Source organism: Thermoplasmata archaeon (genome assembly GCA_035632695.1).
Classification (GTDB): Archaea; Thermoplasmatota; Thermoplasmata; order RBG-16-68-12; family RBG-16-68-12; genus RBG-16-68-12.
Genome location: DASQGG010000181.1, coordinates 24,919 through 48,350 on the forward strand (window position 1 = coordinate 24,919; position 23,432 = coordinate 48,350).

Below are 23,432 nucleotides of genomic sequence, written 5' to 3' on the forward strand. Positions count from 1 at the left end.
GGCATGCTACGACTCCCGCAGGGTCGCGACGAAGTCGCGGAAGATGTGCTCGTTGTCCCAAGGCCCGGGTCGGGCCTCCGGGTGGTACTGGACGGAGAACATGGGCAGGGACCGGTGGACGAGACCCTCGACCGTGTTGTCGTTCAGGTTGCGGTGCGTCACCGCAAACTCGGAGGCGTCCAGCGAGTCCGCGTCGACCGCGAAGCCGTGGTTCTGCGACGTGATGTGCACCCGACCCGTCCGCAGGTCCTTTACGGGCTGGTTCCCGCCGCGGTGCCCGAACTTGAGCTTGAACGTCTTCCCGCCGAAGGCGAGGGCGAGGATCTGGTGGCCGAGGCAGATGCCCAGGAGGGGAACCTGTCCGGCGAGTTCGCGCGCTGCGCGCACCGTGGTCGAACGGAGATCGGGATGGGAGGGGTCGCCCGGACCGTTTGAGAGGATGACCCCGTCCGGCTTCTGCGCGAGGACGTCGTCCGAGGTCGCGTTCCAGGGAACCCGCACCACGTCAGCGTAGCGCTGGGCTTCGCGGAGGATGTTCCGCTTCACACCGCAGTCCACGACGACGATCGTGCGCTTCCCCGCGCCAGGATAGCGGATGGGCTCGCGGCAGCTCACCTCCGCGACCAGGTTCCGGCGGTCCGGATAGGGCATGCGGCGCACCTCCTTCGCCGCGGCCTCCAAGTCACCGCCCTCGGGGACCAGGGCGGCCTTCATGGTCCCGTGGCTGCGGATGCGGATCGTCAGGGCGCGCGTGTCCGCGCCCTGGAGGCCGGGAATCCGGAAATCCCGGAGGAACGCGTCCACGGTCTGCTGGCTCCGCGCGTGGCTGGGCGCCGCGCACGCCTCCCTGACCACGAAGCCTGTGACCTGGATCGCGTCGGACTCCATCCACGCGGGGTCGACGCCGTAGTTGCCGATGAGCGGATAGGTCATCAGGAGGATTTGCCCGCGGTAGGAGGGGTCCGTCAAGGCCTCCGTGTAGCCCGTCATGTTCGTGTTGAAGACGAGCTCCCCGAAGACCTCCGTGCGGGCACCAAAAGACGCTCCCCGGACGACGGTCCCGTCTTCCAGGATCAGGGAGCCTTCCATTCGCTGGACCCTAACCCCATTTTCGAACGCCCTAATTATGGTTTTGCGTCCCGCCTGACGAGGACCGGGGGCGCCCGCCGAACGGCACATACCGCGGATTCATGCTTCGGCACGATTCTGGTTGCACGATGAGGGATGCCAAGATCCCCGACTCCGTGAAGAGTCCGTTCTCATTGCAAGCGGACTACGCGAATCCGCAACTGTACGGAGGCGCGGGCATGGTTGCAGGAATCCTCGCGCTCGCGTTCGCGGCTGTGGCTGCATTTCTGATAGGCCCGGTCTCCGGCCTCGCATTCGCGGGCTTCGGGGCCGTGCTCTTCGCCGCAGGCCTCTGGATGTACCGTCGCGCCGACTAGCCACGCAGGCGCCTCAGCGCTCATGCCGCAGGGGCAGACGGTTCAACCTCTCGACCATGCGATCCCAGTGGCTGCCCTGCCAGTAGACCTTGCCGCAGGAGGGGCAGCGCCAGAACTTGTCGTGCCGCGCGCGGACGCCATCCGGCACCCGGTCGCCGACCTCGTCCGCTCGGGCCTCGACAAGGACGGTGTTGCACAGGGAGCAACGGGAAAGGGGATCGACCAGGCCTAGGCCAAGGCGAGTGGCCACCTCACGGATTTGCTCCTCGAGGTCGTCGCTCCGAACGCGGATGGCGTCCGGCGAGCGGGAGGCGAGCTCCTTGTCCCGGGTCAGGAGAATGCGGTCCTCACGCTCCGCAAGGACGAGGAGCTCCGTGTCGTTCAGCGGGCCCGGGTACGCGGTGTCGTATCCCATGAACCGCAGCCACTTCGCCAGCGTGCCGAGCATGTGGTCGCAGAGGAGCCTCACGGGACCACCGAGTACTCCAGGAGGAGACCGTCCCCCAGGCGCTCCGCCCTTTCCAGCTTGAGGCGGAACGCCTCATTGATGGAGGACACGCCGGGCCCGCCCGTGAGCGTCGGGGCGGCATGGCCTCCGAGCACCGCGCTGGCGACGAACACCTTGAGTTCGTCGGCGAGCCGCTGTCGGAGGAAGGACCAGATCACCGTGCTGCCTCCCTCCACGAGGAGTCGCTTCACGCCGCGCTGGGAGAGATGGTCGAGGAACGCGACGAGGTCCACCTCGTCCTTCCCCGCCCGGAAGACCTTCGCCTGGCGGAACTCCCGTGTGCAACTCGCGGTCGTGGCGATGAGCGTCTCCGCACTCCCGTCGAGGACGTGGGCGTGGTCGGGCGTCTTGCCATCCGAATCCAGGACAATCCGCAAGGGGTTGCGCCCCTGGGCGTGCTCCGGCTTCACGGTGAGCTTGGGGTCGTCCTTGAGGACCGTGCCGACGCCCACGAGCACCGCGTCCACCTCGGCCCGAAGACGGTGCACGCGCGCGGTGTCCTCCGCGTTGCTCAGTTTGGCGGGGCGGGCGTCCGCGAACGCGATCTTTCCGTCCACGCTCATCGCAGCGTTGATGACGACGTGGGGCCGCACGGCGGCGCCAACGGGCGCGGCGAATAACAACCTTGTGGTCCGTATGCACGGAACGTTCTAGTAGCGCGGCCTCCTCGGAATCGAGAGGCGTTTCATGAAGGCGCAGCTCACCCAAATTGAAGGGATGAAGTTCCGGGTGCAGGTCGAAGGCAAGCCCGCCATCGTGCTCGATGCGGAGCAGAAGGAAGAGCCCATCGCGGGACCCTCGCCCATGCAGGCCGCGCTCCTCGCGGTCATGGGCTGCACGGCCTCGGACATCGTCTGGATCCTGAACAAGCAACGAGTCCCGTTCACGAGCCTCGAAATCGCGGGAGATGCGGATCGCGCCAAGGAAGATCCGAAGGTCTTCACGAGGATCCATCTCCACTATCGCGTGTACGGCGAGGGCATCAAGGAGACCGCGGTCAAGCGGGCCATCGAGCTCTCCACGGAGAAGTACTGCTCGGTCGGAATCATGCTGCGGCGCGGCGGCGTCGCATGGGAGAACACGTGGGAAATCCTGCCTCCGAAATGATTTGTTCTCAGACCTGAGACACGAATCGCGTATCTTTAAGTAACCCGCGCCCGATGGGCCGCCGCCTATGGAAGGCATCCAGATCTACGAGCTGAAGAGAATGGACCTTCGGGGGGCCACCGTAATCGATGGCTTCCCATCCGTGGGCCTCGTCAGCTCCATCGTGGCGAACTACCTAATCAATGCGCTGAACCTGACGCAGATCGGCATCATGGACTCGAGCTACTTCCCGACCGTCGCCCTGGTCCGCGACGGCCAGCCCATGAATCCTGTCCGGATCTACGCGGGACCCAAGCGGGAGGGCTCCGACCAGGTCGTCGTGTTCATCAGCGAGTTCCAGCCGCCGCCGAACCTGATCAAGGCGATCGCGTCCACGGTCCTCGACTGGGCTCAGGACGCGCGGTGCAACCTCCTCGTGTGCCCGGAGGGTCTCATCGTGGACTCCAAGGAGGACGACACGGAGGACCGGCAGGTCGAGGTGTACGGCATCGGGTCCACGGACAAGGCCATGGACATGCTCCGGAAGCACAAGGTCACCGTGTTCGAGGAAGGCGTCATCACGGGCGTCGCGGGCGTCCTCCTGAACGAAGGCCGCAAGCGCGACTTCGACGTGATCACGCTCCTCAGCGAGGCCCATCCCGACTACCCGGACGCCCGCGCAGCCGCCCGCGCCATCGAGGTCATCGACGCCCTGCTCCTGCACACGGAACTCGACGCGAAGCCGCTCTACGAGGAGGCAGAGCGGATCGAGATGCAGCTCAAGTCCATCCACCACCAGGCCGATGCGGCCAAGAAGCCCGGAACGGAACCCGCCCGGCCGAGCATGTACGGCTAGGCGCCCGGCACGGCGACCTTGACGCGGGTCAGCTCGCCAATCGTCTGGAACTCGATCGTCCGCTTCAGGAACTGAGGGACAAGCCACGCCATGGTCCGGAGATGGTTGGTGACCTCCCGCACGAGGAACGAGGACGGACGGTCCGCGAGCGCGAGGTACACGACGATCTGGTCCGCGGCGTGCACGTCGACGGTCGCCCCGGAGACGATCTCCGCCTCTAGGTTCTCCGCCGCCTCTTCCCCGACCCGTTCCGCGGACTTGCCGCGCTCGGCGAGACAGTCGGCGCCGACCAGGGTGTGCTCCTGCTCCGCCCACAGGACGATCGCACCCCCTTGGCCGACGGCGTCCTCGCCGGGGTAGACCCGCTCCTCGACTTTGGAATCCGGGATCCCATGGAGGCGCCGCAGCGCGGCGTTCTTCATCCGCTTGGGGATGTCCTCCGGGAGGTTCGCAACGTGGGCAATCCCGCGGACCCGCTCCACGGCGCCGGCGTCGGAAAGGACCAAGGGGGACCACCCAGCCGTGGGCTGCACGGCGACCTCCACCTCGCCGCCACCGCGGGGATAGTAGCCCCGGCGATGGGAGAGGAGGTCGGCCTGGCCGCCCATGCGGCGCACCCAGGGCAGGAACACCCGGGCGAAGGAGTCCAGGGGCGGAGACCACTTGACGTCCGTGCCGCCGATGATCCGCAGGTGGGTCGAGTCATTCGCGGCGAAGGCCACGGGCAGGCAGGCCTGGAGGACCAAGGTCACGCTCCCGGCGGTGCCGACGTCGAACGCGTGGTCGCCGCCCACGAGGTCGCCCGGAGTAAAGGTCATCTCCGCGGACCCGACCTCGAGCCCGCGGACCTCCGCGGACGCGAGCTCGGCGACCGCCCGGAGTGCGGTCACGTGCTGGGCCGCAAGTCCGGGGTTCGGCCGCCCGGCCCGGATCCGGTTCACGGTCACCGGGGTGCAGGTGAGCGCGGAAAGGGCCACGGCCATCCGGAGGAGCTGCCCTCCGCCCTCGCCGTGGGAGCCGTCGATCTCGATCATGCGGGGGCCGCCTCCGTGGGGCTCGAGGCCTTCGCCCGACGCTGCCGTACGAGTTTGAGGGCCTCGACGACGAGGAACGCGGACAGGGAGACCAGGATCGTCCGAGCCCAGTCCAGGGCGGTGAGGGGCTCCGTGTGGAACGCGACCTGGAAGACCGGGACGTAGATGACCATGACCTGCAACGCCATGGACAGGAGGACGGCGTAGATGAGCTTCTTGTTCGTGAACGGTCCAACCCGCCACAACGTCTGCCGGGGGGACCGGAGCGCGAAGACCAGGAACAGCTCGAAGAAGACGATCGTCGTGAAGGCGACCGTCTGCGTGCGGACGGGCTCGGATCCGTCGAGTCGCTCCCAGGCAAAGATCCCCAGCGTGCCCACGGTCAGGATGGCGGCCACGATGAGGATCAGGAAGGCGATGTCCTTGGACAGGACGCCCTCCCTCGGATTGCGGGGACGGCGGGTCATGATATCCGGCGGATAGGGATCGAGACCGAGGGCGAGCGCGGGCATCCCGTCCGTGACCAGGTTGATCCACAGGAGCTGGACGGGCGTGAAGAAGGGGAGGAATGCCGGGTCCAGGACGAGCAGGGTCGCGAGGAGCATGATGAGGACCTCCCCCGCATTGGCCGACAGCAGGTACGCGACGAACTTGCGGATGTTCTCGTAGATCCCGCGGCCCTCCTCGACCGCGGCCACGATCGAGGCGAAGTTGTCGTCGGTCAGGACCATGTCCGCGCTCTCCTTGGCCACGTCGGTTCCCGTGATGCCCATCGCCACGCCCAAGTCGGCCCGCTTCAAGGCCGGGGCATCGTTGACTCCGTCCCCGGTCATCGCCACCACATGGCCTTTCCGCTTCCAGGCGTCCACGATCCGCATCTTGTGCTCGGGACTCACCCGCGCGTACACCTTGACACGTTCGACGTCCCGGACAAGGTCGTCCTCGGACACCTTGTCGAGTTCCTCTCCCGTCAGGGCACGGTCGCCGGCGGCCAGAATCCCCATCTCTCGCGCGACCGCCATGGCCGTGAGCTTGTGGTCCCCCGTGATCATGACGACGTCGATGCCGGCCTGCTTGCATCGGCCGACCGCGGCTATGGCGTCTTGCCGCGGCGCGTCCATCATGCCCACAAGGCCGAGGAACGTGAGGTCCGACTCCAGGCCCCCCTCCCGGAGGGGCGGGACTTCCCCCGGGAACGAACGGCTCGCGAGGCCGAGCACCCGAAGCGCGCGCGTCGCCATCTCCTGGTTCTCGAAGGCGTACTGCTTGCGGTCGTAGTCCGTGAGGGGTTTCCGTTCCCCTCCGACTAAATGGTGGCTGCACGCCGCGAGGATGCGCTCGGGCGCGCCCTTCACGTAGAGCATCTTCGCGCCGATCTCCGCGAGGGAGAGGTGCCGCCGATCCTCGGAGACCGCGAGGATCTCGTGGAGCGCCTGGGCGGACAGAGGTGCGTGAAGGGTGGACATCCTCTTACGCTCCGAGGAGAACGCGAGCTCCGCGACCCGGGGCTGCTCGGACCGGAGGACGTCGGCGTCGAGACCCGCGCGCATCGCCGCGACGACGAGCGCTCCCTCGGTCGGGTCGCCGTCGCACATCCAGCGGTCGGCCTCCTTCCGGATCATCGCATCGTTGCAGAGCACCCCACAGACGAGCGCCTCGCGCAGGTCGGATTGCTGTCCCACGAGCACAGGCTGGCCGTTGACGACAATCTCACCCGCGGGATCGAATCCCTCGCCGCGGACCTCGTACGCGCGTCCGCCGGCGAAGACCGCGCGCACGTTCATCTCGCCCTTGGTCAGGGTGCCGGTCTTGTCGGCGCAAATGACCGTCGCGGCACCTAACGCCTCCACGGCGGGGAGTTTGCGGACGAGGGCGTGCCGTCGGATCATCCGCTGGAGACCCAAGGCCAGGCTGATCGTGACGACCGCGGGCAAGCCCTCGGGGATCGCCGCCACGGCCAAGCCGACCGCGGTGAGGAAGAGGAGTTCGATATTGCCGAGAGGGTCCGCTTCCCGCAGGAACATGAGGACGAAGACGACCGCCGCAATCCCGAGGATTGCGAGACCGATCTGGCGACCGAGCCGGTCGAGCTGGCGCTGGAGAGGCGTCTCCTCCTTCGTCTCTTGTTGGACGAGACCCGCGATCTTCCCGAGCTCCGTCCGCATTCCCGTGCCGACGACGAGGCCCCGACCACGCCCGCCCTCCACGGTGGTCCCCACGAACGCCAGGTTCCTGCGGTCGCCGAGGAACGCATCCACGGGCAGGGGAGCGACGGCCTTGGTCACGGGCGTCGACTCTCCCGTCAGGGAGGCCTCGTCGATCCGGAGGCTCGCGACCTCGACGAGCCGGAGGTCCGCGGGAACCTGGTCACCTGTGGCCAGGAGCACGACATCGCCGGGAACGAGATCGCGCGAGGGGAGAGCAATCACCTCACCCTGCCGGACCGCATGGGCCTTCGGCGCCGCCAGGGCCTTGAGTGCCTGGAGGGATTTCTCGGCCCGGTACTCCTGGACGAACCCCAGGCCCGCGTTCAGGACGACGATGACCGCGATTAGCACGGCGTCCCACACTTCGGTGGAGTCACGGCGGGAGATGCCCAGGTACCCCGAGATCGCCGCGGCGACGATCAGGATGACCACGAGGACGTCGGTGAACTGCTCGAGGAAGATCCGGAGCGGGCTGACGCGGCTCGTCTGCGCGAGCTCGTTAGGCCCCTCCTTGGTAAGGCGTTCCGCGGCCTCGCCCTTGGACAAACCCGCCGGGGACGATGCCAGGCGCGCGAAGGATGCCTCGACATCCAGGGAGTGCCAGGGTTCGGCCATGGAGTCGCGGATGGGACGGACCATAATGAATGAACCGGGGCTCGTACCGCCGTGCGCAGCCGCTGCGGCAGCCTTCTGCGTTGACAGTATCCTTTTGTAGGATGAGCCTCGATGCGACGCGCGGGATGGGATCGGCGATTCCTCGCGAGACGAGCGAGTCGGCACGCACTGCGCTCTCCCCCACTCGGGAGGGTGGGTGAGTGGTCGACGCGAACTCCATAATGTTCGAGGTCGGCGTCATCGCCGCGGTGGGGTTCCTCGGCGCTGCGGTCGCGAGCCGCGCCCGCATCTCGGTGGTGATCGGCTACATCGTCGCGGGGATGCTCATCGGTCCGAACATCCATCTGAACCTCTTCGGCGTCGCCTACAACGGTCTGCTCCTGGACACGGAGTTCGTCCAGTCCATCTCCCAGCTGGGCTTGGTGCTCCTTCTGTTCTTCGTCGGCCTGGAGTTCAGCATCGCGAAGCTCCGTCGAACGAAGGAGGCCGCCGCCATCCTAGCCGTCACGAACCTCGCCGTGGACATGTTCGCAGGCTTCGTCATCGGGACCTGGCTCGGGTGGCCCCTCATCGACACGATCTTCATGGCGGGGGTCATCAGCATGTCCAGCTCCGCCATCGCGGCCAAGGCGCTCATCGATCTGAAGCGCCTGGGGAACGCGGAGACGGAGTTCATCCTGGGGATGGTGATCCTCGAGTCCTTCCTCGCGATGATCATCCTGACCCTGGTCAACGGCGTGGTCATCTCTTCGGACGGGGCGCCCCTCAACCCGTTGGCGCTCTTCGCCGGGATTGGGATCTTCCTCGGGTTCTTCACGTTCCTCGCGGCGGTCGTCATCCCGCACACGGTGAAGACGTTCGAGCGGATCAAGAGCGACGAGCTGTTCATCCTGTTCGCCTTGGCCGTCGTCTTCCTGTCCGCGGCTCTCGCCCAAGCCTTCCGCGTCCCCGCCATCATCGGTGCGTTCTTCATCGGCATGGTCTTCGCGGACACGAAGCTCGCACAACGCCTGAAGACGAAGATGGAGTCCCTCCGGGACGCGTTCGTGGCCATGTTCTTCCTGAGCTTCGGGATGCTCATCGACCCGAGTTCGCTCCCCGCGGTCCTCCCCATGCTCCTGATCGCGGTCCCTCTGATCCTCATGAGCGACCTGTTCCTGACCGCGTCCCTGGCCTACATGATCGGCTTCTCGGCCCGGGCCGCGACCGCCATCGGCACGAGCTTCGTCGCCCGGAACGAGGAAGCGGTTCTGTACGCGACGGTGGGCACGCGGGCCATTAGCAACAACCCGAACCTCTCGAACAACTACGCCGGGACCTACCTCACGCCGTTCACGGGGATCCTCTGCATCGTGATGAGTTCCCTGGCGCCTTTGCTCATGGTCCGGTCGGACCGACTCGCGCGGTTCTTCTCGAGGCACCTGCCCAAGTCGATCACGTTCGGCGCCGAGCTGGTCAAGCGCACCCTCCGGACCGTGGTCATGCCCAGCATGCTGCCGATCTACCGCAAGCGGAAGCTGCTCCAGGCCACGCTCATCCTCTACTCCGCATGGATCATCGACCTCACGATCACCCACGATCTCGCGCATGCGGTGCTCGCCGTGATGGCGCCTCTCGTAATCTACGCGGTGTACGGCGCGGCGCGCCGGACCTTCCAGGAGCCCGTGCGCCATACGAACTATGGCGTCAACGGTGGCCCGTTCAGCCGGTCCACGATCGAGTCGTTCGTCCTGCGCATCGTCGTCGGCACACTCGTCACGATCGCGCTGGTCGCCATCCTCTGGCAGTACTACTGGCCAGCGACCCTCGCCATCCTGTACACGTACTTCCTGGCGGTCGTCTTCAGCATGAAGGTCGTGTACCGCCGCCTGGGCCTCGGGATGGGACGGCGCCGCCGACCCCTCCGCATCCTTCGCGGCGTGCCCACGACGCGACGGGGACGCCCCTCAACGAACGGCTTCGGCCGCCGCTGATCAGATGACCGGGTACGCCAGGTCCGCGATCCACGTCTCCGCGCCGATCGTCGTGGCGGGGCCGTGACCCGGGAGGACCTTCGTCTCCGGGGGGAGTTGGGCGAGACGTCGGAGACTCGCCTTCATCTTGGCCGGGCTCCCGCCAAGCGTGTCCGTGCGGCCGCACGAGCCCGCGAACAGGGTGTCCCCGGAGAACAGGACGCCGTCCCCCTCGTCGTAGAAGCAACAGCTCCCCTCCGTGTGGCCGGGCGTGTGGAGCGTCTCGAGCGTGACTCCGCCCAGGGTGACCGTGCTCCCCTCCTTGAGGAGTACGTCCGGGGTGACCACTGGGGGCGGAGCGGGAAGAAACCACTTCGCTTCGTTCGCGTTCCGCGCGAGGCGGTAGGCGTCCACCTCGAAGATGGCCAGCTTGGCGCCCGTCGCCGCCTTCAAGGGTGCGTCGTCGGCCGTGTGGTCGGGATGCCCGTGGGTGTTCAGCACGTAGAGGATCTTGACGCCGAGTTCCTGGGCCTTGGCCAGGATCTCCCGTGCGCCCAAGCCGACGTCGATCACGGCCGCCTGGTGGCTCGCCTCGTCGACGACCAGGTACACGTTGTTGTCGAGGGGTGGCACGACCAGGGTCTCGACGTGCATGCGGCCTCGGCAGGCGAGAGCGTGCCATAAAGTTGCTGCAGTCGGGAAGGCCCAGCGGGCTCGACGGCCTCGGGGCGCAAGCTTAAGGCGGCCCCGGGCATCGAGAAGACCCCATGACCGTCGGTGGCATCAACTTCAACTGCCCGCGGTGCAACAACCCGCTGTTCTTCACGTTCAAGCTCGCGGACGAGGGCGATTCCCTGAAGCGGACCGTGGCGTGCCCGGGATGCGCGACCGCCTGGTCCGTGGGCGTGGACATCCGGCCCCAGTGAAGCCTTATCTCCGCGCGCGGGTTCGCACTCGCGTGCGCATCCCTCTGTTCCCACTGCGGGCCGTCCTGTTCCCGGGAGCGACCACGTCCCTGCACGTGTTCGAGCCGCGGTACCGGGAGATGGTGGGCCGATGCCTGGAGCACGAGGAACCGTTCGGGGTGTGCCTCATCCTCGATGGGGAAGAGGTCGGCGGGCCGGCGACTCCGCACCGCGTCGGAACCTAGGCGGGGATCATCGCCTGCCAGCGCTACCCGGACGGCCGCTACGACATCGTCGCGGAGGGCCGGCGGCGTTTCGAAATCCTGAATCTCGACCGCACGCGACCCGTCCTCCGCGCGGACGTGCACTTCCTCGACGAACCCGAGGGCGTCATGGACGAAGGGCTCGCGGACAGCGTCGCAATCCTGTTCCAGAGCACCTTAGCACCGTTCGACCTTGTTGGCCGAGCGACCCCCGACGCGGCCCCGAATGGACTCGACCCGCGCTCCCTGTCCTACAGGACCGCGTCCGCGCTCCCCGTTAGCGAGGAGGCGAAGCAAGAACTGCTCGAGGTTCGAGACACCGCCGCACGCCTGCGTCGAATCGCCGAAGCCCTCATGGCGCTGAGCCGGATTGGGGCCGCCGCCGGCGCGGCGTAGCTTTCTCGATCTCGCGCAAGGCGACGAGGATTCCGCGGCGAATCGTCGCGAAGTCCATGGAGGGCTGCCCGGGCTTATCGAGGCTCGCCTCGGGGACCTGGGGCACGTGGATGAACCCTGCGGGCCCTTTCTTCCCTTCGGCGGCGAAGGCGTCGAGCAGGGTGAACATCGCGAAGTTGCACAGGTAGGTCCCCGCCGTGTTCGACAGTTCGGCGGGAACGCCTTCCGTGCGGAGTGCGGCGAGGATCCGACGAACAGGGAGCGTGGAGAGGTAGGCGGCGGGACCGCCCGCGCGGATGGGGCGGTCGCGGTACCGGCGGCCGCGGTTGTCCGGCACGGTGAAGTCGAGCAGGTTCAGCGCCACGCGTTCCACACTCAGCACGGGACGTCCGGGGGCCACGCCCATCGCGAGGGCCGCATCCGGGTTCGCCCGGTCGATGAGCCGCCGCAGGGCGCGTCCGGCGGCCTCGACAGCCACAGGGATCTGCGCGCCCACGATCCGCGCACCGCCGATTCGGCGGCCGTCCAGCTCGCGGGCCAAGACGCCCGTCGGGTTGAACTCGGGCGCGTTGGTGTAGGGGTTGTAACCCGTCAACAGGATCGTGCGGGCCACGCCGCTGCGATTGGGATTCCGCGACATGAGGTTGGCGGTTCCCCGCTCAACGGACCGATGCGAGGCGCGGGAGTTGAACCCGCGTTAGAAGCTTGGGAAGCTTCTGTCCTACCGTTAGACTAGCCTCGCGCGCCGCACCCCACATCCGCGCTGGTATTTTTCCGTTCGCTCGGACAGGCTACAGTCCGCCGATGGCAAGGAAACCCAGCACGAGCCCGAGAATGACCGGGAGCTCCCCGAGATCAGCAATCATCAATGCGCGCACGAACCCGCGGGCACTGAGGTCCCGCCCTCTATTGGAGACCGCGGCGGACACAGGGATGGCCACGCTGGCCACTGCGTACGCCTGAAACGCGGAAACGGCTGAGCCGACGGCTGCCGCCCCGGCCGGAATGCCGCCCTGGGCGACTCCATGGACATACCGGAATGCGAACACCGCGAGAACCAGGACGAAGACCATGTCCGTGAACGGAATCACGGAAATAGGCAGGACGCGGCCGAAGTCGGATCCTAGGTAGCTCGAAAGGCGTCCACGCACCACGATGGTCTGTCCGGCGACCGTGCAACACGCTGCGACCGCGGTCGTCACCGATACCCACTGAAGCAACTGCTCGGCATCCGCCGCGGCGGAGGAGGTCATGCTGTTCAGGGTGTCCACAAAGGGGAGCGACAGGAACCAGAGGGACAGGCCGAAGAGAACGGGCACGGCGCCGTAGACACTCGCTACGACGATCCGGGAAAACGGCGGAGTCCGACCCCCGGCCAACCAGTCTCGCTGGATCTCTTGGTAGGCCCCGTGGAGGACGAGGAGCGAGGCAACCCACGCCACCACCGGGACCACGACGAGCAGGAGGAGGGTCTGGGTGGAGTCCACGGACCCGTATAGGGAGTGGCGGTTAAGGTTTCGTCACGGTCTCCAGCTGGGAGATCACGTTCCAGATCAACGTCCGACCGTGCAGGGGGATGTTCGGGTCGTTCGCGAGGTCATCCATGATCATGATGGCGCTCGTGACCCTGAGGTCGAGGGCTTCACCTTTCTTCGAGAGTCGGGCCTTCGCGTCGGCAGCCCCGCGGCGAATGTTCCGCGGGACGGAGGTGTCCTCGGAGATCGAGTCGAGGACGTCCATCACTTGTTTGAGCTTCGTTTCGCTGTCCATGCCACCACCTCCAGGCCCTGACCCTTGCCCTCAACTTTGCGACCTCGTCTTCCCGGCTTCCTTGTAGGTGGTCACCACCATGAGGGTCTTCGTGTCCTTAATCCCCGGAATCGGTGCGAGGTTCGCGAGGACGAAGTCCTTCAGGCCCTTGTAGTTCTTGAACCGGGCCTTCGCGACGATGTCCGTGTCACCGGTGACCAGGAACACGTCCTGGATCACCTCGAACTTCGCGATCTCCGTGGCGATCCGGTCCGCCTCCTTGGTGTCCACCTTCAGGGTAATGACCGCGGCGACCTGATCCTCGCCGTAGAGGGCCGTCAGGGCCTGTTCCATGTCGTTACCCGCCGCCATTGGAGAAGGGATGGAGGGGGCCGGGTATTAAGGTTTATCTGCTGGGCGTTGCGCCGAATACGTCCTGCTTCGCCGCACGACGAGTCCCTGGGTTCTCCGGAACAATTTCGCGGGAGAACGCGTCCCACCATTCCCTGGGCTTTCCCGTAGATCGCCGCAAAGGCGATGGCGAGTCCCGTGCCGAACATGAGCAGACCGAGCAGGACGAGGAAGAACCCCATCGTGTACGTGAACCCGCCCGACGTCGTGATGGCCTCGGCGGCGCCAGTGACGATCCCGATGGCAATGTAGGCCGCTGCGACCACGAACCCTGCCAGGCCGAGGACGAAGGTCGGGATCGTGCGCAGGGCGGGCGGCTCCGGTTTGTTCCGTTCCGGCATGGGCAACTCCTCCACGAGCTGGAGGGGCATGGCGGTCAGCGTAGAACAGGAAGGGGCGCCCGCGAAACCCACTCACGACGAATTCAAGACTTCGTGCGGAGTCGCGCTGCGGGCGAGAATCCGGCCTCATGAGTGCGGAATCCGTGTCCCGCATTTCCGGCAGAACGCATCGTCGCCGAGAAGGGGAGCCCCGCAGGACGGGCAGTTCGTCAGGACGGAACGCGTCCCACACTTCCGGCAGAAGGCATCATCGGGTTTCAAGGGCGCGGCGCAACTCGGGCACGCGCGCCCGGCCGAGGCGGCGGGCTTCGGCGGGCTCGGAGAGGCGAGCGAGGGCGCGGATGGACGGGGCGCGGTGGAGGAAAGGCTGGATGCGGAAACCGTCTCGCCCTTCGCGCTCTTTTCCGCCTGGCGCGCCACGCTCAGCGCGCCCGAGTAGTCCTCGAGGTCGTATCGCGCCCTCGCGGTGACGAGCAGCGCACGCGCCTGGACAACGTCGCGACCCGCGGCCGCCCCGGTCTCGATGGAGGCTTCGGCGAGCGAGATCGCGAACTTCGACTGGGCGAGGTTGGGCGGATATTCCTTCTGGAGGCGCTCCTTCGTCGTGGGCTCCTCGGACTCGGAGGCCGCGGGTGCGGCATTCAGCCGCGCGAGGTCCCCCTGGGTCGACTGCTGAGCGCGGAGCGACACGAGGCGGTCCTTCACGTTCTTGGTCAGGTCCAGGGCCACCCTGTAGTTGCGTCGGTTGTACGCCATCTGGGCCTCGCGAAGCAGGGAATCCACATCCTCGCTTCGGATCCCGCCGCGGTCCGCCAAGCTTGCGGCGATCGCTCGGGTCGTGATGAGCGCATTATGGGCCTCGTCCTGGAGTTCCTCGGGCCGGGACGCGATGTGTTCCCTGCGGGATTTCGAGCGGCGTCGCATGACCCGGAGCTCGAACCACGTGACGACGATCATCACGATCAGGAGGATGACGATGATGGCGGTGGTCGTGTCGTCCATGGGCGACTTCGCCAGCCGGGCAACGCCATAAAAGCATTTTCCTCCGATAATCTGCGCCCGAAATCAGGCGTGAGAGGGACGGCGGGGTCGGCTGGGGTTCAACTCAGGATCTCGCTGAGCGATCCGCGTTTCTGGGCGATTCGGATCTCTCGGGCAATCCGTCGGCCCGTGGACATCCCCGGCTCGACCAGGTCGGAGTACGGGGAGCCGGAGATGAAGATGTTCGTGCCCGCGACGATGCGGGAGGAGATTTCGAAAACCTTGAACTCGAGCCGATCCGTGACGATCGTCTCGAGGCAGAACGGTCCGATCATCCCGCCGAAGAGCTCCAGGGACTTCTCCACAGTCCGCTCGCCCATCTCGAACGCCTTGGGGAGCAGCGACTCCCGCAACACGACGGGCATGTTCCCCGTGACCACGAAGGTGGGGTAGATCTCCAGTTCCCGGAGGCGTTCTTGGGCTCCCAGCTTGTACATCTCGTCGATGTTCGCCTCATCCCGCCGGTCGATGCCGAGCATCTCCAAGGATCCCTTGGAGAGCCGGTACCCGCCGTCCGCGATCGGCGAGTAGAAGAACTGCAGGTAGTACCGAGTGCCCACGACGTACTCCTGGATCGCGTACTTCATCCCGGGCTTGATCGCGGCCACGAACTCGTCGTGGTTCTTCGCGATGAACGACCCGCGGCCGCCCTTGGCCCCGTAGTACTTCACGAACACGGGGCTGTCGATGTCCTCGGGCCGGGCGATCTTCTTGGGCATGGTCACGCCCGCGGAGGTCAGCCACTCCCGTTGCTTCTCCCGGTCCGACTCCCAGGAGAGGACGTTCCGATTGCCGAACGAGGGGACGGGGAGTCGCGCGAACGTGTCGGCCCCCATGTACTCCACGAAGGAGCCGTGCGGCACGGTCACCACCTGTTGGGCGACGAGGTCGCCCGCGTGGTCTGCGATCTCCCGGTAGGAATCCACGATCAAGAATTCGTCGGGCTTCGCGAGCGGGAAGGCGTCATAGAACCGCGGCTGTTTTCCGATCGCGATGCCGAGGGTCTTGAATCCCTCCTGGCGCGCGCCGTGAAAGATCTGCAGCGAGGAGTGGGAGCAGACGGTCGCGATGACGATGTCCCGGTAGTCATCGGCCAGGGACGCGAACGTCTTCCGTGCTACCATTATCGAGCCAATGTCTTCGCGGGATTAAAGGTTTCCCGCGGTCGCGTCCGTCCGCGCTGTCCTCGGGTCGAACGCGAAGGAACGGGACCCTCACAGCTTCTCTCCGCCGTTCGCTGCCGCAGGTGAGGCGGGCATGGGCGTCGGGGATGGCAGCCGCCCGCGGACGAGGGAAACGACCGCGGCAACCGCGAGGAGCGCGATGGACACCTCGAAAGCGAAGCTCTGCCCCGTGAGGTAAGCCGCCGCCAGGTTCGTCGGGAGGCCACCTGAGAGGTTGCCAATGAACAGCTGGTACACGTAGCGCGCCGGGATCACGCTCGTCGCCGCGACGAGGGACAGCGCGAAGCTCAGCACCATGCCCGTGTTCCGGAACGTGTTCATGACGCCCGAGGCGACGCCGTACTGCCGCGGGGGCGCCGAGGACATGATCGTGCTCGTGTTCGCCGGCCAGAACAGTCCTCCGCCGATGCCGTAAATCGCCTCGGCGATCCCGATGTCCACGAGGGGCGTAGTGGTCGTGAGGTAGAAGCTGAAGAAGATGAGGACGAGGGCCTGCACGGCGAGGCCCAGCGTGGCCACGATCCGCGCCCCGATGCGGTCCGAGAGCATGCCCCCGAACGGGCCCGTGATGGCGACCATGGCCGCCATGGGAACGATCAGGTACGAGGCGGTGAGGATGTCGAGGCCCTTCAACCCCTCCAGGTAGAAGACGAGGAGGAAGTCGACGCTGAAGAGGGCCAGCGACTGGATGGAAGCCGTCGTGATGGAAAGGGTGAACACCCGATTCCGGAACATGGAGAAGTCGACGATCGGGTCCTTGCTGAACTTAACTTCCCAGATCACGAAGGCGGCCAGGGCCAGGGGTGCCGCGACGAAGAACGCGTAGACCAACGGATCGGTCCACGAGTAGAGGAGGCCCCAGGTAACCGCAAGCAGGAGGAAGAGGAGGCCCAAGGTGAAGAAGACCGCGGCGGGAAGATCGAATGTCTCGTTCTTGGCCGCGCGCGCCGAGGCATGCAGGGTACGATACGCCCAGTACGTCCCGAAGATGCCCACGGGCAGGTTAATCCAGAAGATGAGGCGCCAGGAGGTGAACGTGATCACGAACCCGCCGATCACGATCCCCAGGATGGAGCCGACGCCCCAGACGATCGCATTCACCCCGAAGGCGCGCCCCCGCTCCCGGGCCGGGAAGGCCTCGGTCAGGATCGCGAAGGAGTTCGCGGTGAGCAGCGCCGCGCCGAAGCCCTGGACTGCGCGGAAGCCGACCAACATGAGCGCGTTCGCGGAGATGCCGCAGAGCACGGACCCCACGGTGAAGACGGCGAACCCGAGGTTGTACATCCGCTTGCGTCCGTACATGTCGCCGATCCGCCCGAGGCTCAGGACGAAGGACGTGTTCACGAGGATGTAGGCGATGACCACCCAGACCATGGAGACGAAGTCGGAACGGAGCTCCTCCGCGATGGGAAGGAGGGCCAGCAAGACGACCGTACTGTCCACGGCCGCCATGAGCGCCCCGACGGAGGTGACCGAGAGGGCCTTCCACTTGTACTCCATGAAGGTGGGGCCCAACAAGACGGGGTTATTAATATCTGGCCCTTGCCGGGCCGGGCCCCGCCGAGGTCCTGAGCACCGCGTCTGCGACGCTCAGCGCGCGGACGGTCTCCAGGACATCGTGCGCGCGGACCACGTTCGCCCCCCGCGAGACGGCGAGGACCGCGGCGGCAAGGCTGCCGGGCAGACGCTCGCCCGGCTCGCCCGCGCCGAGCTTGCCGATGAACGACTTGCGGGAGACGCCGACCACGACCGGATGGCCGAGACCCGCCAGCTGGTCCAGCTCGCGGAGGAGCGCGAGGTTGTGGTCGAGGGACTTGCCGAACCCGACGCCCGGGTCGATCGCGATGGCCTCCGACGGCAGGCCCGCCGCCTCGAGGCTGGAGATGCGCGTGGCGAGGAAGGCTTTCACCTCGCCCACGACGTCCGCGTACTGGGGATGCTCCTGCATGGTCTTCGGGTTGCCCCGCATGTGCATCGCGACGGCCCCCACCCGGGCCGTGGCCAGGAGGCGGATCATCGCAGGGTCCTGCAGCCCCGAGACGTCGTTCACGATCGAGGCCCCCATGTGGATGGCCTTCTCCGCGACCTCGGGTTTCATCGTGTCGATGGATAGGGGCACGTCGACCTTTCGGCCCAGCGTTTCGAACACGGGGCGCACGCGCCGCCACTCCTCCGCGGCAGGCACGGGATCGGACCGGGGGCGGGTCGACTCGCCCCCGATGTCAATGAGGTCGGCGCCCTCCTCGATCATGGCCTCGCCTCGGCGGATCGCGGCGTCGGGTTCGAAGTAGAGACCTCCATCCGAGAAGGAATCCGGGGTCACGTTGAGGACGCCCATGACCCGCGTGCGGTCGAGCACGAGCTCGCCCGTGCGGTGCTTCCAGATCTTCGCGGGTCTCGCCATGCGAGGACCATCGGCGGTGGCGTATTTCAGGGTGAGCCGGGACCGCGCAGGAACTTTATACCGCCAAAGGTTTGGGCGGGAGGCCATGCGCGTCCTGTTCCTCCACGTGGACTACCTCGAGTACGAGGTCACGGGAAAGGCGTTGAAGTCCATCGGCGAGATCCCCAAAGAGCGGAAGCACGGCCGGGTCGAGGAGGCGCTCGTCTGCTTCATCAGCGCGGAGAAGCGGGACGAGGGGGATACCAAGGCGGCCGCCCTGGCCGCCGCGAGGAACATCGAGGACGTCGCGGGCCAGGTTCGCACGAGACGCATCGCCCTCTACCCCTACGCCCATCTCAGCTCGGACCTGGCGGGTCCGGAACCCGCCCAGGCCGTCCTCGCGGCGCTGGAAGCCGAGCTTACGAAGCGCGGGTACGAGGTCCACGCCTCGCCGTTCGGGTACTACAAGTCCTTCCGGGTGAGCGTCAAGGGGCACCCGCTCAGCGAACTCTCCCGCGAGATCGTCGCGGAAGCCGCGGCGACTCCGGCCGAGTCCAAGGAGATGGCGAACGAGGCTCTGAAGGCGGAGCAGAGGCTCGTCTCGCGCTGGTACATCCTCGAGCCGACCGGGGGATTCCACCCGCTCTCCATCCAAGACGGCAAGGTCGCGGGGTTCGAGTTCGCGACCCACGACCGGTTGCGACGGTTCGCCCAGTATGAGATGGCGAAGTCCCGCGAGGTCAAGGAGGAGCCGCCCCACGTTCGTCTCATGCAGGAGCTCGAGCTTGTGGACTACGAACCGGGCTCGGACCCGGGCAACCTGCGGTTCTACCCGCGGGGTCGACTGATCAAGGCCCTCGTCGAGGAGTTCGTCTCCCGCCGCATCCGCGAGTATGGCGCCATGGAGGTGGAGTGCCCGGTCATGTACGACTTCGAGCACCCGGCCCTGAAATCCTACTTGAACCGCTTCCCCGCCCGACAGTACGTCGTCCAGACGCCGAACAAGAAAGCCTTCCTCCGCTTCAGCGCCTGCTTCGGCCAGTTCCTGATCATGAAGGACATGGTCCTGTCGTACAAGCAGCTCCCCCTCCCGCTTTACGAACTCACTCGCTACTCGTTCCGCGCGGAGCAGCGGGGCGAACTGGCCGGCCTCCGGCGGCTCCGAGCCTTCACCATGCCCGACTGCCACGCCCTGGTCGCGGACGTCGCCAAGGCGAAGGAGCACATGATGGTCCGCTTCGAGGTCGCGTGGAAGCTCATGGAAGACATGGGCTTCTCCATGCCCGACGACTTCGAGGTCGGCCTTCGCGTCACGGAGCCCTTCTGGAAGGAGCACGGGGAGTTCGTGAAGGCGTACGCAAAGCGCTGGGGCAAGCCTATCCTCGTCGAGATGTGGTCCGACCAGTTCTTCTACTTCATCCTGAAGTACGAGTGGAACTTCGTCGACGCAAACGACAAGGCCGCGGCGCTGACCACGGACCAGATCGACACGGAGAACGCGGAGCGCTTCGGGATCACGTACGTGGACGAGACGGGGCGGAAGCGGTACCCCTACATCCTGCACTTGTCCCCGAGCGGCGCCGTCGAGCGCGTGCTCTACGCGCTCCTCGAGAAGGCCGCCGCGGACATCAAGGCGGGCAAGCCGCCCATGCTTCCCCTGTGGCTATCGCCCACCCAGGTCCGAATCATCCCCGTCAGCGAGGACCAGCTCGAACACGCGCGGAAGCTCTTGGCCGCGTTCGATGGGGTGCGGGCGGACCTCGACGACACGAGCGACACCCTGGGCAAGAAGATCCGCCGCGCGGAGAAGGAGTGGGTCCCGTACATCGTCGTCGTGGGCAAGAAGGAGATCGAGTCCGGCAAGTTGAACGTCCGCGTGCGGGCCACCAAGGAGCAGAAGGAGATGACCGCGACCGAGCTCCGCGGACTGGTGCTCGATCGCATCGCGGGCCGACCCTTCCGGCCCCTCGCGGAGCACGGGCTCATCAGCGCCCGGCCCACGTTCCGGGGATAGCCTGCGTCCCACGTTCTCACAGTTGAGAATCGCACCCGCTGCTTTAAGCGCCGCCTTCGTGGCTCGGGGAGCCGGTGGCCCTCGTGAAGCGGGACACGGTCGACCTGCTCCTGGGAATCGGTGTGCTGGCCGTCGGCATCGGGATCCTCCTGTTCACGTTCTCCCTGGCCCTCGGGGTCGCGCAGAACCCGGGCGACTTCTTCCGGAACCAGATGGCCCAGACGAACGCCCAGGTCAAGGGGCCCACGGCGGACTTCACCTATTCCGGATCCGACCTGAACGTCACGTTCACGGACAAGAGCGTGGCCGGCTCGGCCTCGCTGACCTCCTGGCAATGGAATTTCGGGGACAACGCGACGAGTAGTCGCCAGAATCCCTCCCATCGCTTCTATTCATACGGCTCCTGGCAAGTCAGCCTCACGGTCGTCGACGGGAACGCGCAGCAGAGCCGGACCTTCGCCCAGGTGACCATCCAGCCCCGCGTCCCCACCTCAGGCAACGCGGTCGGGAACCCCTTCGGCGGTGCCGGCGGGCTCAACGTGAACCTCGACCTGGGCGTCTTCCTGATCCCCATCGGCGTCGGGCTCCTGACCACAGGGATGTTCCTGGTCATGGCGTTGATCGGGGGCCTGATCACCAAGGCAGGCTGGAACCTGATCAAACCCAAGCCCGAGACGGTCCGCGTGCGGTTGAAGCCCCGGGACCTCACCCAAGCGTTCGAGGAAGACACCACGCCCGTTGGGGTCCGGCCCCAGGCGCTTGCGCCGCCTCCGCCCCCTCCCGGCTGAGTCGGCGCAGAGGCACGCCGCCTCGAAGCCACACGCTGGCCCGGCCCCGGATCGCGTCCATACGGGCCATCAGTGCTTCCTAGGAAACGAGGCCGACGCGATCGGGGGGTCCTCGGTCACGAGCGCCAAGCTCGGATCCTCCGCGAACGCGACCGCAGGGTCCACGGATTCCAGGATGGCCGAGCGGACGCCCGTCATGACCGCGAGCACCCGGACGATGCCTTCGTACTTGCGGTCCACCCGGACGCCGAAGATCACGTTGGCGTCGGGACGCATCTGGGCCGTGAGACCTTCCACGATTTCGTGGGCCGTGCGAAGGCGCATCCCGGGCCCCGCGCTGATATGGATCAGGGCGCCTCGGGCGCCCCGATAGTCCACGTCGAACAGGGGATTCTCCAGGGTCTCGGACACGAGCTTCGCGGGATCCTCCTCCGCGTTCTCCCCGTAGAAGATCGTCGAGGTCCCGCCGCCCTGGAGGATCGTGCGCACGTCGTTGAAGTCGAGATTGATCAAGGACGGGAGCGTGATCGATTCGGTCACGCCTTTGATCACCTCGCTGATCAGGTGGTCCATCACGGCGAACGCCTGTTCGACCGGGAGGTTCGGCACGAGCTCGAGGAGGCGGTTGTTGTCCAGGACGATCAGGCTGTCGGACACGGGCTTCAGCCGCTGGATGCCGGCGAGCGCGTTCGCCATCCGGCCGCGTTCCGCCTTGAAGGGCGTCGTGGCCATCGTGATGACCACGCTGCCCGCGGCCTGGGCGAGTTCGCAAATATAGGGGGCGACGCCGGTCCCTGTCCCTCCGCCTAAGCCCACGGTTACGAAGGTGAGATCCGCGTCGCCAATGATGTTGCGGAGCTCTTGCTCCGCGATCTCCGCGCAGCGCTCCCCGATTTCGGGCTTCCCGCCCGCGCCCATGCCGCGCGTCACGCCGGCACCGATGAGGAGTTTGCGGTCGCACACGATGGAATCGAGGTGGACCGCGTCCGTGTTCACGACTACGGTCCGCGCACCATGGATCCCGAGGCGGTGCAGCCGCGCCACGGAGTTGCCGCCGCCTCCCCCGCATCCGATGACGAGGACCTTGGGCTTGCCGAAGTCGAAGGAGTCGAGGAACGCCTGGTTCCCTGTCCGCTGGACCGTCTCGATGCCCATCCCTGGTTCCCATCCCGGACCGGTGGCGGCCGGCCATGCGTTGCACCCGCGTGCGGGTGCGCCATCTCCCCTAGCGGTCGGCTCCCTCGATGGCCTTGTGGAGGCGCCGTCGGACGTACTCCCGGACCGCGTTGCGGACCGCGTCCTCCACGGACACGGAGTCGCCCGACTTCACGAGCTGCTGGAGGTCCACCACGTTGCCTTTGGGCAGCTCGATCATGAGCTTGCGAATGTAATCGGGTGCGAACTGAACGTCGATGAAGCGGTCGATCGCCGCGCGGATGGCATCGGAGATCGTGGGGTAGGTCCCGCTCTTGACCAGGGATTGGAGGGCTTGAATCTTATCGGGCGGAATGCGGATCGTGACGCGCTCGGATTCCTGGGGCATGAGGGTCCCTGGCCTACGTCCGACAGACTCTATAGTTTTGTCTGACAATCGTATGGCAATCACGCTATTTAACTGTATGTAAAGCAGGTTCCGTTAAGGAAAGCTTGACGCGTTTCTTGGTGGGTGTCATGAATGTCCCAACGGGGGCTTTCTCAGGCGTCTCTCAGGCCGACTTTTGTGGCTAATTGTCGGACGTTTCGTCCGTCTCCACGGGAGGCCACTTTCGGCGGGTTTGGTGGATCGTCGCCCAATCAATCAGGTTGGCCCAGCCATCTTCGAAAGGAAGCTTTATCCCGGAAGCCTCAGCGGGAGTCAAATCATCGAGGGCCTCATGCGGCCTGAGGTAATTGTACTGGATGATGAATCCTTTCAGGAGGACATGGCCGGTCTCCGGGTTCTTCAGACCGCGCATCCCGTTGTAGCGCCCCTTCAGCGTGCTGTGGAACCGCTCGATCCGATTCTTGTTCCCGGCTTTGAGTCCCGGCGACCTGTCATGCGCGACGCGCCGATCCAGTCGGTTGCTCCAGTAGACCTTCTTGATCGCGCCGTTGTACGATTGGAGTCCGTCCGTGACGATGATGTGAGGACGTTCGTTGCGTCTCTTGGTTTCCAGCATGAACTTGACGGCCTGCCCAACGTCCCTGCCCGTCGAGATGTGGGTCGCGACCACATACCGCGTCTTCTTGTCGATGGCGTCCCAGAGCCACTTCC

Annotated in this window: 25 protein-coding genes, 1 tRNA gene and 1 pseudogene; 8 read left to right on the forward strand and 19 right to left on the reverse strand. The window is 66.3% G+C overall.

Annotated features, from left to right (window positions below; genetic code table 11):
- Nucleotides 1-6 precede the first annotated feature (6 nt).
- Nucleotides 7-1,089, reverse strand: a complete 1,083-nt coding sequence (gene carA / locus VEY12_11480) for a glutamine-hydrolyzing carbamoyl-phosphate synthase small subunit (protein HYM40740.1) — start codon at nucleotides 1,087-1,089, stop codon at nucleotides 7-9.
- A 128-nt stretch (nucleotides 1,090-1,217) separates the two neighbouring features.
- Here carA and VEY12_11485 point away from each other — a divergent pair, with 128 nt between their 5' ends.
- Nucleotides 1,218-1,445 carry a hypothetical protein gene (locus VEY12_11485; GenBank protein HYM40741.1) on the forward strand — a complete coding sequence of 76 codons (228 nt, stop codon included), beginning with the start codon at nucleotides 1,218-1,220 and terminating at the stop codon, nucleotides 1,443-1,445.
- Nucleotides 1,446-1,458: 13 nt separating this feature from the next.
- Here the strand turns inward: VEY12_11485 and VEY12_11490 are convergent, their stop codons facing one another.
- Nucleotides 1,459-1,914 (reverse strand): Mut7-C RNAse domain-containing protein, encoded by a 456-nt coding sequence (locus tag VEY12_11490; protein HYM40742.1) that lies wholly within the window; start codon nucleotides 1,912-1,914, stop codon nucleotides 1,459-1,461.
- Nucleotides 1,911-2,546: a 2,5-diamino-6-(ribosylamino)-4(3H)-pyrimidinone 5'-phosphate reductase gene (locus tag VEY12_11495; GenBank protein ID HYM40743.1), complete on the reverse strand. Its 636-nt coding sequence runs from the start codon at nucleotides 2,544-2,546 to the stop codon at nucleotides 1,911-1,913. Before VEY12_11495 ends, VEY12_11490 begins: the two co-directional genes overlap by 4 nt.
- 94 nt (nucleotides 2,547-2,640) lie before the next feature.
- Between VEY12_11495 and VEY12_11500 the strand changes: the two genes are divergently transcribed.
- Nucleotides 2,641-3,060, forward strand: coding sequence for an OsmC family protein (locus VEY12_11500; protein ID HYM40744.1), 420 nt, complete (start codon nucleotides 2,641-2,643; stop codon nucleotides 3,058-3,060).
- A gap of 67 nt (nucleotides 3,061-3,127) precedes the next feature.
- Nucleotides 3,128-3,895 carry a PAC2 family protein gene (locus VEY12_11505; protein HYM40745.1) on the forward strand — a complete coding sequence of 256 codons (768 nt, stop codon included), beginning with the start codon at nucleotides 3,128-3,130 and terminating at the stop codon, nucleotides 3,893-3,895.
- Here the strand turns inward: VEY12_11505 and rtcA are convergent.
- Together rtcA and VEY12_11515 are read right to left on the reverse strand one after the other, a co-directional pair.
- Nucleotides 3,892-4,929, reverse strand: coding sequence for an RNA 3'-terminal phosphate cyclase (gene rtcA, locus VEY12_11510; GenBank protein HYM40746.1), 1,038 nt, complete (start codon nucleotides 4,927-4,929; stop codon nucleotides 3,892-3,894). The genes VEY12_11505 and rtcA overlap by 4 nt on opposite strands.
- Nucleotides 4,926-7,751: a calcium-translocating P-type ATPase, SERCA-type gene (locus VEY12_11515; protein ID HYM40747.1), complete on the reverse strand. Its 2,826-nt coding sequence runs from the start codon at nucleotides 7,749-7,751 to the stop codon at nucleotides 4,926-4,928. The genes rtcA and VEY12_11515 overlap by 4 nt, the downstream gene beginning before the upstream one ends.
- A 200-nt stretch (nucleotides 7,752-7,951) precedes the next feature.
- Between VEY12_11515 and VEY12_11520 the strand changes: the two genes are divergently transcribed.
- Nucleotides 7,952-9,724, forward strand: coding sequence for a cation:proton antiporter (locus tag VEY12_11520; protein HYM40748.1), 1,773 nt, complete (start codon nucleotides 7,952-7,954; stop codon nucleotides 9,722-9,724).
- On the opposite strand, the gene VEY12_11525 is transcribed toward VEY12_11520, so the two are convergent.
- Nucleotides 9,725-10,357: an MBL fold metallo-hydrolase gene (locus VEY12_11525; GenBank protein HYM40749.1), complete on the reverse strand. Its 633-nt coding sequence runs from the start codon at nucleotides 10,355-10,357 to the stop codon at nucleotides 9,725-9,727.
- Between the two features lie 113 nt (nucleotides 10,358-10,470).
- Between VEY12_11525 and VEY12_11530 the strand changes: the two genes are divergently transcribed.
- The gene (locus tag VEY12_11530; GenBank protein HYM40750.1) at nucleotides 10,471-10,629 is read left to right on the forward strand and encodes a hypothetical protein; all 159 of its coding nucleotides are present in this window, start codon (nucleotides 10,471-10,473) and stop codon (nucleotides 10,627-10,629) included.
- A pseudogene (locus VEY12_11535) lies at nucleotides 10,584-11,267 on the forward strand (LON peptidase substrate-binding domain-containing protein). Before VEY12_11530 ends, VEY12_11535 begins: the two are co-directional and overlap by 46 nt.
- Here the strand turns inward: VEY12_11535 and pcp are convergent.
- The 10 genes from pcp to folP all read right to left on the reverse strand — a co-directional run bounded on the left by pcp (nucleotide 11,224) and on the right by folP (nucleotide 18,397).
- Nucleotides 11,224-11,880 (reverse strand): pyroglutamyl-peptidase I, encoded by a 657-nt coding sequence (pcp, locus tag VEY12_11540; protein HYM40751.1) that lies wholly within the window; start codon nucleotides 11,878-11,880, stop codon nucleotides 11,224-11,226. The pseudogene VEY12_11535 and the gene pcp overlap by 44 nt on opposite strands.
- A gap of 58 nt (nucleotides 11,881-11,938) precedes the next feature.
- A tRNA-Gly gene (locus VEY12_11545) sits at nucleotides 11,939-12,009 on the reverse strand.
- A gap of 49 nt (nucleotides 12,010-12,058) precedes the next feature.
- Nucleotides 12,059-12,754: a hypothetical protein gene (locus VEY12_11550; GenBank protein HYM40752.1), complete on the reverse strand. Its 696-nt coding sequence runs from the start codon at nucleotides 12,752-12,754 to the stop codon at nucleotides 12,059-12,061.
- Nucleotides 12,755-12,776: 22 nt separating this feature from the next.
- Entirely contained in the window at nucleotides 12,777-13,037 is a 261-nt protein-coding gene (locus VEY12_11555) for a UPF0147 family protein (GenBank protein ID HYM40753.1), read from the reverse strand.
- A gap of 30 nt (nucleotides 13,038-13,067) precedes the next feature.
- Nucleotides 13,068-13,388: an Lrp/AsnC ligand binding domain-containing protein gene (locus VEY12_11560; protein HYM40754.1), complete on the reverse strand. Its 321-nt coding sequence runs from the start codon at nucleotides 13,386-13,388 to the stop codon at nucleotides 13,068-13,070.
- On the reverse strand, nucleotides 13,355-13,798 hold the full coding sequence (locus VEY12_11565; protein HYM40755.1) for a hypothetical protein: 444 nt from the start codon (nucleotides 13,796-13,798) through the stop codon (nucleotides 13,355-13,357). Before VEY12_11565 ends, VEY12_11560 begins: the two co-directional genes overlap by 34 nt.
- A gap of 96 nt (nucleotides 13,799-13,894) precedes the next feature.
- Nucleotides 13,895-14,770 carry a zinc ribbon domain-containing protein gene (locus VEY12_11570; GenBank protein HYM40756.1) on the reverse strand — a complete coding sequence of 292 codons (876 nt, stop codon included), beginning with the start codon at nucleotides 14,768-14,770 and terminating at the stop codon, nucleotides 13,895-13,897.
- 98 nt (nucleotides 14,771-14,868) lie between these two features.
- On the reverse strand, nucleotides 14,869-15,933 hold the full coding sequence (locus VEY12_11575; GenBank protein HYM40757.1) for a formate--phosphoribosylaminoimidazolecarboxamide ligase: 1,065 nt from the start codon (nucleotides 15,931-15,933) through the stop codon (nucleotides 14,869-14,871).
- Nucleotides 15,934-16,023: 90 nt separating this feature from the next.
- Nucleotides 16,024-17,493: an MFS transporter gene (locus tag VEY12_11580; protein HYM40758.1), complete on the reverse strand. Its 1,470-nt coding sequence runs from the start codon at nucleotides 17,491-17,493 to the stop codon at nucleotides 16,024-16,026.
- Between the two features lie 28 nt (nucleotides 17,494-17,521).
- On the reverse strand, nucleotides 17,522-18,397 hold the full coding sequence (gene folP, locus VEY12_11585; protein HYM40759.1) for a dihydropteroate synthase: 876 nt from the start codon (nucleotides 18,395-18,397) through the stop codon (nucleotides 17,522-17,524).
- A gap of 85 nt (nucleotides 18,398-18,482) precedes the next feature.
- Here folP and VEY12_11590 point away from each other — a divergent pair, with 85 nt between their 5' ends.
- The gene (locus tag VEY12_11590; protein ID HYM40760.1) at nucleotides 18,483-20,390 is read left to right on the forward strand and encodes a threonine--tRNA ligase; all 1,908 of its coding nucleotides are present in this window, start codon (nucleotides 18,483-18,485) and stop codon (nucleotides 20,388-20,390) included.
- Between the two features lie 74 nt (nucleotides 20,391-20,464).
- A complete protein-coding gene (locus tag VEY12_11595; GenBank protein ID HYM40761.1) occupies nucleotides 20,465-21,178 on the forward strand; it encodes a PKD domain-containing protein in 714 nt (237 codons plus the stop codon).
- Nucleotides 21,179-21,247: 69 nt separating this feature from the next.
- On the opposite strand, the gene ftsZ is transcribed toward VEY12_11595, so the two are convergent.
- The 3 genes from ftsZ to VEY12_11610 all read right to left on the reverse strand — a co-directional run.
- Nucleotides 21,248-22,333 carry a cell division protein FtsZ gene (gene ftsZ, locus VEY12_11600; protein HYM40762.1) on the reverse strand — a complete coding sequence of 362 codons (1,086 nt, stop codon included), beginning with the start codon at nucleotides 22,331-22,333 and terminating at the stop codon, nucleotides 21,248-21,250.
- A gap of 70 nt (nucleotides 22,334-22,403) precedes the next feature.
- Nucleotides 22,404-22,721, reverse strand: coding sequence for a CopG family transcriptional regulator (locus VEY12_11605; protein ID HYM40763.1), 318 nt, complete (start codon nucleotides 22,719-22,721; stop codon nucleotides 22,404-22,406).
- A gap of 181 nt (nucleotides 22,722-22,902) precedes the next feature.
- Nucleotides 22,903-23,432, reverse strand: a 530-nt coding sequence (locus VEY12_11610; protein ID HYM40764.1) for a DDE-type integrase/transposase/recombinase, incomplete at its 5' end; no start/stop codon positions are given.